6 protein-coding genes are annotated in these 19,102 nt (G+C 42.2%); all 6 read left to right on the forward strand.

What is annotated here, in order from left to right; translation table 11 throughout:
* The first annotated feature begins 2 nt into the window (after positions 1–2).
* The 6 genes from B5Y40_RS05425 to B5Y40_RS05450 all read left to right on the forward strand — a co-directional run bounded on the left by B5Y40_RS05425 (position 3) and on the right by B5Y40_RS05450 (position 19,032).
* A complete protein-coding gene (locus B5Y40_RS05425; protein WP_079685666.1) occupies positions 3–6,224 on the forward strand; it encodes a fibronectin type III domain-containing protein in 6,222 nt (2,073 codons plus the stop codon).
* Positions 6,225–6,227: 3 nt separating this feature from the next.
* Complete coding sequence (locus B5Y40_RS05430) at positions 6,228–6,920, forward strand: hypothetical protein (RefSeq protein WP_079685667.1); 693 nt, start codon at positions 6,228–6,230, stop codon at positions 6,918–6,920.
* 64 nt (positions 6,921–6,984) lie between these two features.
* Positions 6,985–7,860 (forward strand): hypothetical protein, encoded by an 876-nt coding sequence (locus B5Y40_RS05435; RefSeq protein WP_143785619.1) that lies wholly within the window; start codon positions 6,985–6,987, stop codon positions 7,858–7,860.
* A gap of 58 nt (positions 7,861–7,918) precedes the next feature.
* Positions 7,919–12,571: a hypothetical protein gene (locus tag B5Y40_RS05440; RefSeq protein WP_143785620.1), complete on the forward strand. Its 4,653-nt coding sequence runs from the start codon at positions 7,919–7,921 to the stop codon at positions 12,569–12,571.
* Between the two features lie 41 nt (positions 12,572–12,612).
* Complete coding sequence (locus tag B5Y40_RS05445; protein ID WP_079685670.1) at positions 12,613–14,670, forward strand: fibronectin type III domain-containing protein; 2,058 nt, start codon at positions 12,613–12,615, stop codon at positions 14,668–14,670.
* Between the two features lie 21 nt (positions 14,671–14,691).
* Positions 14,692–19,032, forward strand: coding sequence for a T9SS type A sorting domain-containing protein (locus B5Y40_RS05450; RefSeq protein ID WP_221408871.1), 4,341 nt, complete (start codon positions 14,692–14,694; stop codon positions 19,030–19,032).
* Positions 19,033–19,102 lie beyond the last annotated feature (70 nt).

The following is a 19,102-nucleotide window of genomic DNA, read 5'->3' on the forward strand; positions in this document are numbered from 1 at the left end:
ACTTGAAATCACTCAAATCGATTTTATTTTTTTTATTCCTGTTTGTAGGCAAGATTTCATTTGCTCAAGTATATCCTGTTCAGGCTACAGTCCAATTGACGCCACCATACTCACTATACCTATCTGACTATGTTGAGTCAGGGACCGAGCGGTTGGCATTAAATATTTTTCTGGCAGATATAGCGCGCCCTCAATTGGATGTGCGCTTCAGACTACGCATCGTGGGGCAGGGTGTTACTATAGAGACAAAGCCTGAGTACAGACCTGCACCAATCAGTATACAAGGTGGTGTTTCGCAACGTCTGATCAGCACCGATCTTGCAGACTATTTTAATTCAAACAACCTCAACTTTCAGGGTATTTCACGGAGGGAGTATGACCAGCGTGGAAAGTTACCGGAAGGCGTATACCAGTTCTGTTTTGAAGTGCTTGAATATAATCGCGGAGCAAAAATTTCCAACACAGCGTGCGGTACGGCATGGATGATATTAAATGATCCTCCTATCGTAAACCTTCCACGGCAGAATGAGAAACTGAAAGTACAGACTCCGCAAAACGTATTACTGCAATGGACACCACGTCATACTGGTTCTCCAAACTCAGCATTTACAACCAGCTATGATGTTACGATGGTGGAGGTATGGCCATCGACCCGCAATCCAAATGATGCGATCCTCACATCACCTCCTATATTTGAGACCACCACCAGTAGCACTACCGTTGTATATGGTCCTGCAGAAACACCGCTGGAGCCGGGCAGACGTTATGCCTTTCGCGTTCGCGCCAGAAGTATATCAGGAGTAGATGAGCTTGATCTTTTCAAGAATAACGGTTATAGCGAAGTTATCAGTTTTGTATATGGTGACGCTTGTGATCTGCCCACCGGTATAAATGCGGGCTCGATCGGAACGTCAAAGTTCAGCCTTACGTGGGATGGCTTATTCAACCACACAGCATATAAAGTCCGCTACCGTGAAACCGGTACAACCAATTGGTATGAGAACAGTGTAACATCAACCAATGCGGATATATACTCGCTCAAGCCGGGCACAGTATATGAATACCAGGTAGCCGCTACTTGCGGATTTTATGATGGTCAATATTCTGCGGTATCGAAAATTACTACCAATCCATTACCTGAAGCAGAGTATGCCTGTGGAGCTCCTATAGGTACATTCAACATTGATCCGAAAGAACTTACCGGCTCGCTAAAGGCGGGCGATATCATACAGGCTGGCGACTTCGATGTGAAACTTACAAAAGTTACGGGTAGCAATGGTATTTTCAGTGGCGAAGGTGTGATTGAAGTTCCATACTTCAACAAAGCGAAAGTAAAAACATCCTTTGCAGACATCACGGTAAGTAAAGAACTCCGGATGGTGAATGGCTATATGAATGTTACCGGAGCAGCGGTTGATATCATTCCTTCCGGAGTACTGGATGCCATGAATGATCTTACTGAAGTGTTGAACGCTGCAGACTCCGCGCTCAATACCATCGAAGAAAATTTGCCAGAACAATTTGATCCAAATTCATTTGTAGCCGATACTGCGATTACTGTAAAAGAAGGTATAAGCTCTGTATATAAAGACGATGACGGAACCGTTGTCATTGTTGATAGTAAAGGAACTGAAACACGCTTGCCTGTCGGTACATCTGCTGCTATAAAAGATGATAATGGCAAAGGATATCTGGTAGATAAAAAGGGGAATGTACATAAGGTTACAGCTGATGTCGCTGCAAAAGCAGGAAACCGTGAGTATAATCTTACGCTCAAGTTTGCTGCCAATGGACGTATGCAATATGGATTTGATGAACGTAAGCATGACGCAATTGGTAAAGATTATGAACAGCTGAAGAACTACTCTGTTGCCTGGAAGTCGGTTGCATCAGGAGGTGTTACAGATGTGGTAACAGCCTTACTGAGTGGCACTGGTATAGACAATAGCAAGATTAAATTTGAACAAAGTGGTATAGTGTTACAGGCACAACCCTTTGCCAATAATCAGACGACACTTTCCGTCCGTGGTGGAAGTGATGGAACGGAAGAAGGCTTGCTGGCAGTATATAGCGCATCCGATACAGGCAAAGTACAAGTGCTGGGCAAGCTTAATGTGGTGTCCTATAATAAGATTTCAAACTCCGTTGTGATCGTTCCCGTAAACAATACAACACTCCCTTCCGGACTCACAGCACAAATAATCGAAGATTCGCTCAATGCTATATATAAGCAAGCAGTAGTAGATTGGAAAGTAAGCATCGCCGCACCGATCACAGTAACAGGATTAGGTGATCCGTTTGACGATGGTGACAGCGAACTGCTCTCCAACTATACATCCGACATGAAGTCGGTGATCAAAGCCTTCGGCAACCTGCAGGACGAGACACTCTATTTATTCCTGGTTAGCAATCCCCAGAGCAGCAATGGCTTGGGCTATATGCCACGCGGAAAACAGGTCGGATTTATTTTTGTAGACCATCACGGTTCTGATAAAGTAGCACTCGTACGCACGATGGCCCACGAACTCGGCCATGGAACCTTCAGCCTGCATCATACATTCAAGGAGCCAAACTTCACGCTTACAAGAGGTGCTACGGATAACCTGATGGATTATCCGAATGGTAACAAACTATATAAATACCAGTGGGATAAGATGCGTTATCCTGATATAGTGGTAGGGTTGTTTGAAGAGGATGAAGAGGGGAAGAGTGTAATTGCTACGTTGAGTAGTAATCTATCTATAAACGGCAAAGGTGAATACTTTGCTTATCTGACACCGGCAGGTTCGCGTATCATTCTTCCAAAGGATAAATACCCTATATTCTTTCACGGTATAGCCAATGATTCATATAACGAAGTAATCCCCGGTACACTTATTGGATTTAAAGATTCTCCGAATGTGGGCGAACCTGTTTTTAGTGGTGAGCAACATTGGGCAGATTTTAGCGGCGGTACTTTTAATGGATATAAAAACTATACTTATCAAAAGCCAGCGGTTGATCAAGATGACAATAGTATAGTAATAGGTTTACCAAGTGTGCGGGAAGGTAACAATTTCGCCATCTATAAGTTTACGGTTGCCTCACCTAAAGATTTCAATAACCAAGCAACACCAATTCTATCAATCACATCCAGCGAATTTGAAAGCTTAGGCCTTTTTGGAAAAAATCAGCCTGATGCTAAAGCCACCAACTATAGAGATGGCGCTGGTCTTGTTGGTGACGAACAAATACAGATCTCGCTCTTTGAACAGGAGATGATCCGAGGAAAGTATATAGACGTTAAGCAATTTCTTGGTTTTACGACTCTTCTTCAGGGACTAACCAATATTCCGCATGATGAGAAACCAGAAATATTCTTGATAGTCAAACTTGCCGAGTATCAAAACAGGTATTCAGTTTTCTTTAAAGAATATGCTTCGTGGTTTGATATGTGGGATGTTTTGGCAATTACGAAGAAATTGGCGGCAGGTGCTAAGGTGGTTTTGCCAGACGAAGCTGTTGATAAAATATCTGATGCGTTTGGCGTAGGGGGTACTTGGGAAATTGAAAATATCACAACTCAAACTGTAGCGAATGAAGGTAGCGAGTATAATAAATGGAGTAAGAATATTTCTGAGCATAATGCTGTCTTATATTCCTTTTATAGAAATTTTTTAATTGGTCTTCAGAGGTCTACAGCAGATGCTGCTAAACAGAACATAGAATGCCTGAAAAGTCTATCGAGTAATAAAAGCGATCAGGAAATTTATGATTGTGTAATTAGAGCGAGTCAGGATGAATTGCAGCAGACAGGTATACTATCTGATGCAGACCGGTTGTTTGCAATTAAATCACTATTGAGTCACTTCTGGGTTGACGGCAAAACGGAAGAGGCAATAGTAAAGCTGATAAAATATACCCCTTCAACATTTGATGCTGATAAGTTTATAACAGCTCTTGAAACGGAGTGTGAAGTTAGGGTAAGAACTTTCAGTGGCGATGAGTATGGTTCTTCAAAACTAACTTATGAGGAAACTATTTGCCTCTGGGAAGTACTCTTTACAAGCGTAGACGACAGCAAATTTCTTTTTAGTGGGGACAGCAGGAATGTGTTAATGCTAGCATTGCTAAAGCAATACTATCGATCTAAGAAATTTCAATCTCAAATGACTGAGTACAAGGCCAGTTTGGAAGGATTTAAACTTGATGAGATAGATAAAAGGCAGTATGCATTTCAATATGATTATCAAGGCATTTTCAGAAGACTTTGGTCAGATATAAAACAAGGAGCATCGCCATTTATAATAGATACTGACGACTATTATGTCACCATTAATACCACTATTCAAAATGTTGATACAAAGGGAAGCCCATCTACGATTAAGATTAATCAAGATATACAAAAAGGAGTAGTTTCTTCAGCAACAGTTGCTTCTGAGACTCTTTCACCTTTTGATCTGACCATATTTACTAATAAATCAAATCAAGATCTATTAAGGGATTATTCACAGAAGGATAAAGATGGAAAGTTACTAGCAATCCCAGTTCCTGCCTTAACACTACATTATGCTAGTGTGGTTGGGGATAATCAGACAGCTGGCCAGTTAATTCAAACCGGTATAGATGTAGGTACTTTACTGATACCTGGTGCACAATTAGCACAGTTAAGCAAGCTTGGAAAAGTGCTATACTATGCGGATAAGATTAGTTCAGTGGCAAGTATGGCCGGTACTGCTTTTGAGGTAGAGGACCCGGAGTTAGCAAAAGTATTTAATCTTGCAAGTATAGCAACCGGTGTCGCGAGTTTAGCAGAAATCACACAAGCAAGTAAGGTAGGTACTATAAAGAAGGCGGATAACTTACTAAATAATACAACGGAGCAAATTGTTTCAAATTCAGTCAATCTAGCTAATGAAATTAATAATTTAAAAGGCACTGAGAAACTATATGAGCTAACTCTTAGGCAAGCTGAAGGGTTAAGGACAATGCTTGACAAGGACCAACAGGTTCTTTCGCAGATGGGACATTTAGATGAAGCTCAAAGACTAAAAATAAAAAATGCTGTTAATGTACTTGGAGATGTAGTTAGTAAAAAAGGAATTCTAAGTAGCAGTAATATTTTAGACGATGTACTCACTCTTGGTGAAGATTTATCAAACGCAGCTTCGTGGTTGGGTAAGAATAGTAATGATGGCTTTTTTGATGTCATTATACACGCCAGCAGTGGAAACACATTCTCTATTTTAATGGAAGGTGGTCAGAGTATAACGATTTCAGCTGCAGAATTAGCAAATCGACTTGAAAGTGTTGATGCCAGGAAAACCATCAGACTTCTAAGTTGTAATGATGCTGAAAGCGCATTGGAGTTATCAAAAATATTAGGTCGTGATGTTGTCGGCTCTGTGGGAGAAATGAGGTTGTATGACAATGGATTTATTGAGACTGGTAGCTGGTATAAGGCAAAGCCTGATGGTTTATTGGATGAATATCCTTTGATACCAACTCACGACCCTTTATTGAAGACTAGCAACAAATCAATTGTTCTTGGAAAGTCTAGAAAATTGTCGAACAGATTAACACGGGAAGTTAACGATGATCTTTTAAGAATGTTTTCTCCTGCGAGGTACAACGAATTTATCCAACACATTGATAGATTGCCGTCTACCATGTCAATTAAAAGAAATGCAAGTGGTGCATTGGAGCTTATAGATAAGGATGGGAATGTTTGGGCGAAAATATTTTCTGACAGAATTGAGGCTGTTGGCGGTATTGGAAATGGGTGGAATAAACTGATAAACATAAATCCCCCACTGCTGAAAGATTTCAAATATATAGTTGATAATAATTTTATTTATGAAACTGATAACCTGGGACGAGTAAGTCTAATTACCATAGAAGATGTAAGTATAAACCCTCGAGTTCGAAATGAAACTGCACAAGCTCATGCCAAGAATGTAAAGGATGGAAAAGCTACAGATGCAGGAGGGCATATGGCAAAATCAGAATGGAATGGCCCTAGTGAACAGATAAATTATTTTCCTCAGGATCCTGCTAGCAATAGTTATGGTGAGTGGTATAAGATGGAAGGAGAGATTACCAAATTAAAATTGGATAATCCTAATTCTAAAATTAAGGTCGAAATTTATCCCGCGTTTGCAGGAACACAACGACCAACGGAATTTACGGTTATTGTTTCAAAAGATGGAACATTTCATAAAGACTTCGATATCAAAAACCCATAGAGAATGGAACAGGATATATTAGACTTATTTAGAGGTGAGTTTGGTAAAGTTGAGATTGATGAGGCAGGGTTTACAATAAGCTATACTGAAGCAGGTAGCTCCTCTTCTCAAGGATATATTATTACTAGAGGAATTCGGGAAAATGCGCCATTACCACGTGAAGTCAGAAAGAAGATAAATTCATACTTCGATGAGGTTAAGGGAAATTTATCAAAACGCTTCAATAAAGTCGAACTGTATATACGTAAAAACGAGGAGCCGTCAATTAAGTATGCATGGGAAGATGAGCAATATAAAAAAGATAAGTTAGATTCTGCTAGGGTATTCCCTCAGTGGGTCAACGAACGAATGATGTCTTTTATTTACGAACAGGAATTTCCCAATGGACCAACGGCAAGGGACGAGGATGGAGATCCTTTATATGAGAGTACCTGGGATCGTGGATTTTTTACATTTAAAATTACAGATGGCAATGTAGACTGCGATGTTCTTTTATTCAAAGACGAAATTCCAAGAAGTATAAATCTGACATTGCCGGAATATTTTATTAAGGCCATGCTTGAGCATCACGAATTAACAAATGTGGGAATACTAAAGGGTGATTGGAAGTTATGGAATAAGCTAGTTATTATATCCCCGCACAATGATTTGCCTTATGTGAAAATGGATGAATATGTTGTTTATTCCCTTGAATGAAGTAAGCATGATAGTTTTTAATAAGTATACTCTATTTACTTTAGTTTTTTTATTGTTTTCTCCTTTGGTAAGGAGTCAAGACACTAAAAAAACACTCACCGCCTACTTCACCGAAGTACGTGCAGGTAAATATCAATCTATACCCAAGAATTTATTTCAGCCGGAGAATGCTAAAACTACATTGTCGTTGCTGTCGCCATATCTGAAAGATAGCGCTGCAGTTGTACGGGCGAAAGCGTATGCTATAGTACAATTGGCCGGTGGTACGGTGCGACAGGATAATTTGCGCGAGGATGCTGTTGTTAAATTAGTCGAAGGTATAAAAGACCGCGACTCTGGTAATGCAGGTCAGGCGTTAGGCTATCTCACTGGCTTTAGAAAAGAAGATTTCACTACAGTTACAAAAGATACATTGCTTGCGTTGTTGAGACGTAAAACACCTCACTACGATGAACTGATTCGTCTGATAGGTTTCCTTGAAATAAAGCAAGCGCAGAATGATCTGCGTGTGTTATCACAGCAAAGTACTGCTCTCAAAAAAGATCGATGGTCGGCATTGCTGGCATTGGCGCGTATGGATGATTCATATGCGATTGAAAGTGTGATGACACGAGTGAAGAAGTTACCCGTGAACGATGAGGTGGTATACGAAATATTCCCCGACCTGGTATATACACGCCAGCGTGCAGTATATGACTTACTGATTGAAGCGTTGAACAATGATGCAAAGAATTGTGAATCTGCCAACGCTGAATACGATGCTAAAATTCCATGTGCTTATCGGGTTATGGAAATGCTGGCTATAGCCGTTGCGAATTATCCATTGACACTTGATGCCAGTGGCGACATAAACACTAAAGATTATAAGGCCGCACTGACAACCGTGCGCGAATGGTTTAAAAAGAACAAAGAATATACAATCCTAAAGAGCAATTACTGAGGACCGGATAGTGTGAAGATTGATCAAGATCAAATGAAGTTAGGTAAATAGTATCGATATGTACGTAATGGAAGTTAAGAGTTTGAAGAAGTATTTTTTTCTCCTGATTATTCTGATAGCAGGTACATCTGTATGGGCAACCACTAGCCCGGCAGATAGCTTGTTACGCAGTAAAAAGGATTCAGTGTTCGTGATCCGACCGGTAACGGCTGATAATTACTTATTCGATGAGCCAGCAGATATACTTGAAGAAGGTATATCACCTGCTGCTGCTTCGAACGACTCCATTCAACGGTATATAGATCTGGCGCGTACATTATTTGCAAAAATCCGCGAGACGCAAAATTTCATAACCAACATCGATCAGGCAAGTAAAGTAGAGTTGCCGGTTGGTATATCTAAAAGTGTAGGCGGCGTAAACTATGATATAGCCATCAACGCAATCAGGCTAAAGCCAGCCTACGCAGAGCTTGATGTATTCCTGCAATTCGAAGTGCCACAGAATAACCAGGTGCTTACATTCATGGCACGTGGCATTAAGTTTTCAAAGAATGCTGGTATTGTAGGTGATGCTAAACTTGAATTGCTTGGTGACTACGCTATAAATTTCAATGGTGACAAAGTACAACTTATACTCAAAGGTACATCCACAGGACAGGGTACATATGCTGTGATGGACTGTGACGGCTTCCGCGAGTTGTCATTGGATGCAGAAGTAAAATTCTCACGCGATCTTATTCGTCCGGAGAATGCGAATGGAAGTATAGGCGCTGGCAATGTGCAGACAAGTTTCAAAACTGTATTGAGCGGATGGAATGACCTTGTAGTACAAATCGATCTTCCGCCTTTCCAGGTAACAGGCTTAAATGGTGTAGGCTTTAGTGTACGTGATGCTGTTTTCGATTTCAGCGATCTGCGCAACGCACCGGCTGTAGTTTTTCCGACTGGTTATGAGTCAACTCAATTTTTACCGGACAACCCGAACTTATGGCGCGGATTTTATCTGCGTCAGCTTACGGTTAGTCTTCCACCGGAGTTACAAAAGAAAGGAGCAACAACCCGCACTACTTTTTCTGCCGAGAATGTTCTCATCGACAACATGGGGATCACTGGTAAATTTACCGGAACCAACTTAATTCCGTTAAATCAAGGCGACATGAACGGTTGGGCGTTCTCACTCGACTCACTCGCCATAGAGCTTCGCGCAAATCAAATTGTACAAGCCGGTTTCTCAGGCGGACTTGTTATACCTATAGGAAAAGAGGATCAGCCATTTGATTACTCTGCACTCATTAGCACGGGGGGTAATTATCTCTTTAATGTTTCTCCTGCAAGCAACATGACCTTCCCGCTATGGGGAGCTGGTAAAGTACAGATATATGATGCTTCCTATCTGGAGATTAAGATACAGGATGGCAAGTTTCTGCCGAAGGCAAATCTGCATGGCGAGATGAGTATAGCGGCCAAGCTGAGCGAAGGTGGACAAGGTGTTGAACTCGCGAATATAACATTCGAGAATCTGGAGATACAGTCGGTTAAACCCTATATTAAAGTTGGTTCCTTCTCATTCGGTTCCGAAGCGTTGCAGCAAAAGATGGCTGGGTTCCCGATAAGTATACAAGATATAGGCTTGAGAAGTATATCGGACACTGAGGTAGGATTGGATTTCAAATTGAAGCTAAACCTGGTTGGAGAGAGTGCCGGCTCGTTTGCAGCAGATGCCGGTCTTACACTGGTGGGCAACATAAACTCAGACAAGGGACTTCAAAGCTGGAAGTATAAAACCATACTTGTAAACGAGATTGGAGTTGATATTGATGGAGGTGCTTTCAAGATCAATGGACGATTAAAATTCTATCGCAACGATGTGATGTATGGTGATGGCTTTAACGGATCTGTTAAAGCGGAATTTACGCCCGGTATAAAAGTTTCTGCAAATGCCATCTTTGGCAGCGTAACGGGTATGCGCTATTGGTATGCTGATGCCATGGTAAACTTCCCTTCTGGCATACCAATCTTCACGGGCGTAGGTATATATGGATTTGGTGGAGGAGCATATTACGCCATGAAGATGGATAATCAAGGCATTGGCAGTGATCTTGGAAGAACCTCTTCTGGTGTGGTATATGTGCCGGATTCAAAAGCAGGATTAGGCTTGAAAGCCATTATAAACATTGCATCTTATCCGAAGCCTGAAGCCTTCAATGCAGATGTAACCTTCGAAATATCCTTTTTCAAAGGAGGGGGTGTAAGGCATATAGCTTTCGGTGGCAATGGATACCTCGTAACACCGGGGCTTGATCTCAACTTGGACAAAATGAAAGGAGCCGCCAGCAAAATGGTAGGCGCTGTAAAAGAGCTCGAAGGTAAAATGTCAGATGCCAGTCTCGGTCTTGTAAAGAGTGCAGGCAGTGAAAATTCGATGACGAAAATTTTTGGAGAAATTGGTGATAAGGCCGGAGACAAAGGTCAGATATCCGCGAAGGTGATGATTGACTATGATTTCGAAAATAGAGTATTGCACGGAACGTTCGAAGTGTGGGTAAATGTAGCGGGTGGTCTGATAAAGGGAGTTGGCCCCAACGGAAGGGCTGGATGGTCGGTATTACACTTTGCTCCAGATGAATGGTATATATATGTAGGTACACCTTCTGACAGGATCGGTATAAGTTTGGGCATTGGTTCGATTCGGGCCAGTGCGACAAGCTACTTCATGGTAGGCTCGAAAATACTGGATAGTCCACCACCACCAGAAGCTGTTACACGCATATTGGGAGGAGGGGACTATGATTACATGAAAGACCTCAACGCACTGGGTACTGGCGGAGGGTTTGGTTTTGGTGCGGCACTGAGCATCAATACTGGTAATCTAACCTTTTTGATGTTCTATGCAAAGTTTGAAGCAGGACTCGGCTTCGACATTATGCTGAAGGACTACGGTGATGTAAAGTGTAAAGGCAAAAGCGGTAAGCTTGGTATAAATGGCTGGTATGCCAATGGACAATCCTATGCTTACTTCGATGGTGATGTAGGGATTCGTGTTAAAGTATTCGGATTTAAAAGGAACATTAGTATTCTCAGCATAGGTGCAGCGGTTCTTTTACAGGCACAGTTGCCAAACCCTATATGGATGCAAGGTACCGTAGGAGGACACTTCAGTGTACTGGGCGGTTTGGTTCGCGGACAATGTAAATTCCAGGTAACACTTGGAGATAAGTGTGAAATCGAACGTGAAGGAAGCGTAGTCGAAGATATAAAGGTAATTGCACAGTTAACACCGGATAATGGTGTGAAAGATATAGATGTATTCAATGCTCCGCAGGCGGTATTTAACTTTGCTGTCGGAAAGCAGTTTAATCTGGTAGATATAGATGAACAACCTAAATCGTTCCGTGTTAAGCTCGAGTACTTTGGTGTGAAGGAAGGCACGCGTGAAATTCCAGGCTCTGTTGAGTGGAACGAAAATCTGGATGTAGCAGCATTCAACTCATTTGAAACGCTTCCACCGCAGAAAGAATTAAAAGCGTTGGTACAAGTTAGCTTCGAAGAGTTTGCAAGTGGTATCTGGAAACCGGTGATTGTAGAAGGAAAGAAAGTTGTTCACACGATGGAAAGCAGCTTTACTACAGGCGCGGCTCCGGATTATATACCGTTGAACAACGTTGCCTATAGCTACCCTCAATTGAATCATGTAAACTTCTATACCCAGGAACATAATAAAGGGTATATCAAATTAAAAAAGGATCAGCCGTATCTCTTTAATCTGGATAGCAAATGGAAACAAAAAGGCCGGATGATTGCCAACGGCACTACAACTCTGGTGGATATTCAATATCAATCCGGAGAGGTAACCTTCGATATACCGAAAGCACTTGAGAACAGTCAGCTATATTCGCTGGAGCTAGTAAATCTTCCTGCCAATGCAACAACATCGGTTGATAAAAACGTTTCTGAAAATGTTGCAAAAGTGGGGGGTGATCAAAATGTTGACCTTGAGTTGAAAGGCAAAAAAGCAGAAGGTACATTAGAGATCTTACAGGAAAAGACATTCTTCCAGACAAACTTCAGAACCAGTCAGTATGGAACATTCGCACAAAAAATTAATGGTCTTCAATACTCACCAGCGTGGAGAAGGCAAATCCGTAATTATGTTCATGAACTGGGTGTAACGGTAAATGCAAATGAAGTCTTCAGTCAATCGGAAATATATGGTGACAATAATGGTACGAAAGCACTGATACGTTTCGAAGCGATCATGGCGAATAATAACTACTATGAAAACCAGGTATATCCGTTGATCTATGAAGGTTATCCACTTGAAAATATAGGGGTTATTACGTGGCGCAATCCGGAGGAGATTGGTGTACCCCCTGTAAAGAATGTGTCCTACATCCGTCAATATCCATCGAACATAGTTATGACGGATAGCGATGTCCAGGCAAAAACGTTCAGCTTCAGCACAAATGAAGGAGCCTTTGTTTACAATGCAGCACATTACCTGGAGTATGATTTCCGGGACATTCAGAGCCGGATGGTAAACAAGTATATAAATACAGGTGTTGCGAGTGAGCGCGTGAAGTCGCTGTTGCTGTCACCTTTCCCGATACTATCCGACGGAAACTATGCCGTCAAAGTGCAGTATGTTTTGCCAGGCAAAGACATCGTGACCTCCGAACAAGTTGTACAGATGAGTAATACCATTAAGCCATAATGCGATCAAGAATGAAATTGCGTATATACTATATATTAATAATGTCACTCCTTCTGGCAGGAGTAACTCCAACGTTTTCACAGCAGCAGCGTGGTAAGATCTATGTTATAGCGAAACCTTCAAAGGACAAGATACAGCTGCGCTGGGGTCCGGACAATGATGTGGCCTGGCAATACCTTGTAAAAAATGGAGTGACGATCGAAAGAATAACGATATCACGAAACAATACTATACTCCCATTGCCAGAGCGTCTGAAGCTCACCAGTCAACCATTGAAACCCTGGCCCGCATCAGCATGGCAGCCAAGAGTTGAGAATGATGATTACTTTGCTATAGGAGCTCAATCATTATATGGTGACGACTTCTCGGTTATTAATCAAAAGAAAGGTAACAGTGATGTTGTGGAGATGATGAATATGTCGAAGCAACAGGAATTGCGTTTTTCTTTTTTATTGTTTGTAGCAGATCAATCTTTTGAAGTAGCGAAAGCAGCCGCGCTTGGTTTTGAAGACGGTGCAGTGCGACCTGGAGAACGATATCTATATAGAATATATCCGAGCAAGGCATTGCCGATCAAAATTGATACTGGTTTTGTATACATCGGGACAGATGAAAAATATGAGCTACCACAGCCGCTGGATCTCAAAGCTACTTTTTCGGATAAAGTTGTAAGCTTGAGTTGGAACAAAGTATACCATGAACGGATTTATAACAGCTATATAGTAGAAAAGTCTGAAGACGAAGGAAAGAGTTTTAATCCGATTAATAAACTTCCTTTTGTTATGACCATGCCGGAGAGAACTCAAAGTTCACCCTACATGTATAGGTCGGACTCTTTAGCACAAAATAATAAACGTTATGTGTACCGTGTAATTGGTATAGATGCATTTGGAGAAAAAGGACCGCCATCTGAGACTATATCCGGGATGGGGAAAGGGAAGAGTAGCTTCCAGGTTCAAATTAACCGTTCAGAGGTAATCAATAATCAACAGATACGGGTTGAATGGACACTTGAGCCCCAGAGTAAACAGGGTGAAGTAACAAAGTTCAAACTTTTCAGGTCTAATTCGGTAACGGGTAAATATGAGGTTGTAAAGGATAATATAGCATCATCGAATTCAAATTTTACGGATGCGTCTCCGCGCCCTACAAATTATTACATGGTGTCTGCCTTTACCAGCGATGGACAAACTATCAACTCTTTTCCGGTTCTGGTACAGTTGGAAGATAGTATACCGCCATCTTCTCCGCTTGGTCTTACCGGTATTGTTGACACAGCCGGCATGGTGCGACTACAATGGCGTGCGAATACCGAGGACGATCTTGTAGGATATCGCGTGTACCGATCGAACTATAAATCATCCGAGTATTCCCAGGTTACTCACACGTTTCTAAAGGGGGCTAACTATCAGGATACCATCAATGTATTATCACTCGATAAAAAAGTATACTACAAAATTACTGCATTGGACACCCGGTATAATGAGTCAAAATTTTCGACCATACTTGAATTGGACAAACCTGATAAAATTGCACCGGTTCCGCCCGTGTTTACGAATATCCTGAATAGCTATAAACGTGTTAAGCTGGAGTGGAAGAGGAGCAGCAGCAACGATGTAAAGGAACAGCTGCTATACCGTAAAGAAGGAACAGGTAGCTGGCAACCGCTGAGAAATTTTCCGGTTGATACTGTGACGTTTCAAGACAAGAGTGTTCAGCCTTCAACGCAATATCAATATAGAATTATAGCCGTTGATGCGGCCGGCAACAAATCGGTTGTCTCAAAAGACATCATGATACGAACTCAGGCAGAAACGGATCATCTTCAGATCAGTACGTTAACAGCGGTTCCCGATAGGACCGGAATGAAAATAGCGTTGGGATGGGAATATCCTTCCTGGAATAACATTCAAAAGTTTTGCATCTATCGAAGTTCTGCAGGCGAACCTTTGTCACTATATAAATCATTGCCAGCAACAAGTCGTGGATTCAATGATGCGCAGGTGAAAATGGCGACATCCTATCAATATAGAATTAAAGTAATTTTTAAGGATGGGACTGAAACTCCCTTTAGTAAAGAAGTTGGTGTTAGTTTTTGAAAAAATTATTCAGGTATGAATATGAAAAAAATATTGGTTGTTCTCATTGGTCTGTTAGGCCTGTTTGCTGCAGAAGTGCAAGGGCAGGCGATTACCAAGTATAGAGTAAGGGTCTGGTTTGGCAGGAATAATTCGGAACTATGGTGCTATACCCTTACCATGATTGGTATGAAAGTAAAAGTTGGTAACACAACCTACAACGTGCCTGACGGCGTTAACTCTAATAATTTTTTTGAAGTAGGTCAAGTCGTTGGACCTTTACCTGATTTAGTGTCTCTTAACTTTTTTGGACAATATAGGTGTTCCGGAAGTTCCAGTGGAACGAGAACCTATACGGTAAATTTGGCCCTTACCAATACAGAGGGTTGTGGAGGTACGTATAGCTATAGCTCCGGTGTAAATACCGGGCATGGTATATCTTTTAATGTTTATCTGGAACCTCTTGAAATTGCGCCTCTGTCAATGGGAGCAGCGCCGAGTTGTTTAACAGACAACGTACAGGTCAACGTTGGCGCTATGGAACAGTATGGAAGTTATTATGTAGAGGCCGGCATATTTGATCCAGGCACAGGTACGGTTTCAAATATCAAGAGTATATATTATCACTATGGCAGCAACTCAGGTCCATATCCCGGAGGAACAGGGACTTTTAATATAAAAACCGGATTGGGGGCCGATTATGCTACGTATACAGGAAAATATATAGTATATAGGGGAAAGCTTGACTATATGAGCACGCCCTGTACGCATACATACTATAGTGTATATCCCGGCCTTACCACCGCATGGACAGCTCCGTATTATTTGAACCCGCTTTCGCCAGTAATGAACGACGCGGTCACGTCCTCCCCACCACATTGTACTGCCAAACCCGCAACGGGCACATTAACTATCCCAACAATTACCGGCTCTGCCGCTACATATGTATACAGTGTAACAAAGCTTGTTCCTCGCAATGCCGGGGCCGGGGTAGATTGTCCTGTGGAGACCCGTATAACCCATAATGGTGTTGAGTATTGTCCTGGAACTGCAACCTATAATAAAACCGGGCCGGGTACAGACGCTGTTACATTTGATAATTTGACGACCGGTATATATCAGATTAAAGTAGAGAATCAAGGCATAACGAATCCCTGCACACAAGCTGTTGTTCATGAGATCGGAGCGCCAGGAGCATTTACAGCTTCAGCATCGCCGAATACACCCAACGGAAGTGGTAATCATATCATTTGTTACGGAGGGAATAGTGGTCAGATTTCATTCTCGGTGTCTGGAGGCACAGGTCCATATACCTATAACATTAACAATGTAGACAGAGCCCCGGATGTCAATGCTCCACCTACCTTTACAAACCTTACGGCGAATACATATGTATTAAAGGTTAAGGACAGCAATGGCTGTGATACGGATGCACCGATTGCAGATATAGAGTTGAAGCAGACACCGGCAACTGAAGCGTTATCTGCTGATTTTGTTACGCTGAAAGATCCAACATGTTATAATGGGGCCAACGGTTCGGTTTCTTTACAAGTGAATTATGGAGCAGCACCGTTTAGTTATACGTTGAATAGTGCTGCGGTATCAGCTTCAGGTGCAGATCGTTCACCGGTTATAGGAACACTGTCTGCAAATCTGGCCTATACCATCCGGATCACGGATGCAAATAGCTGCCAGACACAACTTGATCCTTTCACACTCACACAACCAGCAGATATAGTGTTTACAGGTGTGGACAAGGTTGATCTTGTTTGCAACGGTATACCTACGGGCTCGTTAAAGGTGATTGGAGGAGCAGGAGGCACAGCCCCACTTGAGTATTCCAATAATAACGGCGCTTCGTATCAGGCTGATCCGGAATTCAAAAATTTATCGGCAGCTTCGTATAGTGTTATAATCCGTGATAAGAATCAATGTGTAAAGACTGTATCTACAGAAACCATTAATCAACCTTCGGCCATTGTATTTTCAACGATCGGCAACTCACCGCAGAGTTGTCCTGAAATACTGGATGGTATGATCAGCCTTCTTCCTTCCACAGGTGGTACAGGAACGCATACATATTCTATTGATGATACTAATTATATACCGGAGACTGCTACCATACAGTTTACAGGACTTGCTTCCGGTAGCTATACGTTGTACACCAAAGATGCTCAGGGTTGTAAAGTAACGGCTCCTTATTTCCTTCCGTCACGTCCTGCCATTACGGGTACATTTGCAATATCAAATCCCATCAGTTGCAATGGAGATACAGATGGTGCGTTGAACCTGACACCGGGTGGCGGTACAGGACCCTATACATTTAAATGGTCTACCAATGCTACTACAGAAGATATAGCGGGCCTTACGGACAATCTATATACTGTGGAAATTAAAGATTCCAAAGGCTGTTTGAAAAGTTTTGATTATGATCTTCAACAGCCGGCAGTTCTTACATTGCAGCCTACTGTGTTGAACCATTCCGGTTACGGTGTGTCATGCAAGGGTTCAACAGACGGGGCCATCGATCTTACGGTGCTGGGAGGAACGGGACCTTTCACGTATGCATGGTCAACGACAAGTATACAGGAAGATATAGCAAACCTCGTTGCAGGTAACTATGATGTACATGTGACAGATGCCCATGGCTGCAAAGCATCATCACTTAACATTTCTGTAACTGAACCCACCGTTGTAGCACTGTCTTTGGGGATCTTTAAAAATATATCATGCTATAGCGGTTCGAATGGAGAACTGCAGGGCGTTGCCCAGGGAGGCGTGGGCTACTATGAATACTCACTTGATGGCAGCACCTGGCAAGATGAAGATTTGTTTGACGGATTGAAAGCACAAGGATATACTATACATATGCGTGATGGGAATGGATGTGTGAGTAATACTGTAAATCATACATTGACAGAGCCACCGCTGCTTGTATTAGCGCTGAGCAAGAAAGTAGATACTTCATGCGGTGCAGCAAACGGCAGTGCCGAAGTTGGCGCAAGTGGTGGAGCAGGCAACTATCAGTATAGCTGGTTCGATGTCACGAATGCAGAGATCGGAGAAGAGAGTGCAATACCATCACTGGCCAGTGGTGATTATAAAGCAGTAGTACAAGATGGTAATGGCTGCGTAACAAATATAGCAGTGATCATTAACGACTCGGATGGTCCTAAGATTGCGCAGCAGTTGCTAAAAGGACTTACCTGTTTTGAAAGCAATGATGGAGAAATCGCTATAAGTGTTAGCGAGGGTCTTCCTCCTTATAGTATACAATGGGATACACAAGCAACTACAACAGGAATTACGAACGTAACCGGAGGTGAGCATTGGGTCGAAGTGCTGGATTCCAAAGGTTGTCGCGGCAAGCAAGTTTTTAATGTAGCATTCCCGTCAGCCATCGCTGTAGAGTATATAAATACAATGCCGTTATGTACCGGTAATGCTGATGGTGGTATATCGATCGTTGCATCGGGTGGTAACGCGGGTGGTTATAACTATATATGGTCGACAGGAAGTACAGCTACATCATTAATTGGAATTAAGGCTGGTACATATCAGATTACGGTAACAGACAGTAAGAATTGTAAATTGATTCAGGATATAGTGTTACCCGATCCTCCGTTATTTGTAGTGGATGCCGGTGGTGATCGCACAATTTGCGTGGGGCAAAAGCTAAGTGTGAGGGCACAAGAGGACAATGCAACTTATCTTTGGACTTCAGATGCGGGCTACACGAATTCAGATAGAGAAGTTATATTAACAATTCCTGCAAAGTATACTTTGAAAGTCATAACCCAGAACGGTTGTGAAGCCCTCGATAGCTTTGTGTTGTCTACTTCCAACGATCTGTTGCAAGCAGATTTCCTCATGGCAGCAGAGGCTTATGCTGGTGATACCGTGATATTGATTGATGTAAGCTGGCCTATACCTGAAGCGATCGACTGGTCAATCCCTGCAGAAGCTAAAATAATTAACAGCGATGATGTATATGCTGAAATAATATTTGAGAATCCGGGAGAGTATGAAGTTATTTTAAACACGCACCTGGGTGAATGTATGGATAATTATACAAAGAGTATCACAATCATGGAAGGTCAGCCTGCCACAGGGGGGAGACAAGGAGCAAAACTTGTACAGCGCTTTGATATATTTCCGAATCCGAACAATGGTGAGTTTACTGTGCAAGTTGAGTTTTCGGAATCTGTGAACGGGAGACTTCGCTTGATCAGTACATCCGGCAAAAACGTCTTTAGGGAAACCATAACAGATACTTCGGCCTATACGATTCAGACTGCGTTGCAAAGTATTCCTTCCGGCATTTACTTCCTTGTATTGGAAGCCGGGCATGAAACGCTTTACAAACGCATTGTCGTAAAATAGTTGTCATTGTTTTTCTGCAAGCAAGGGTAGATTTAGCATAGTTTTACGTTTCCTGTTAGATTCGCGTGAA

The sequence above is a fragment of the Ohtaekwangia koreensis genome, from assembly GCF_900167975.1.
GTDB lineage: Bacteria > Bacteroidota > Bacteroidia > Cytophagales > Cyclobacteriaceae > Ohtaekwangia > Ohtaekwangia koreensis.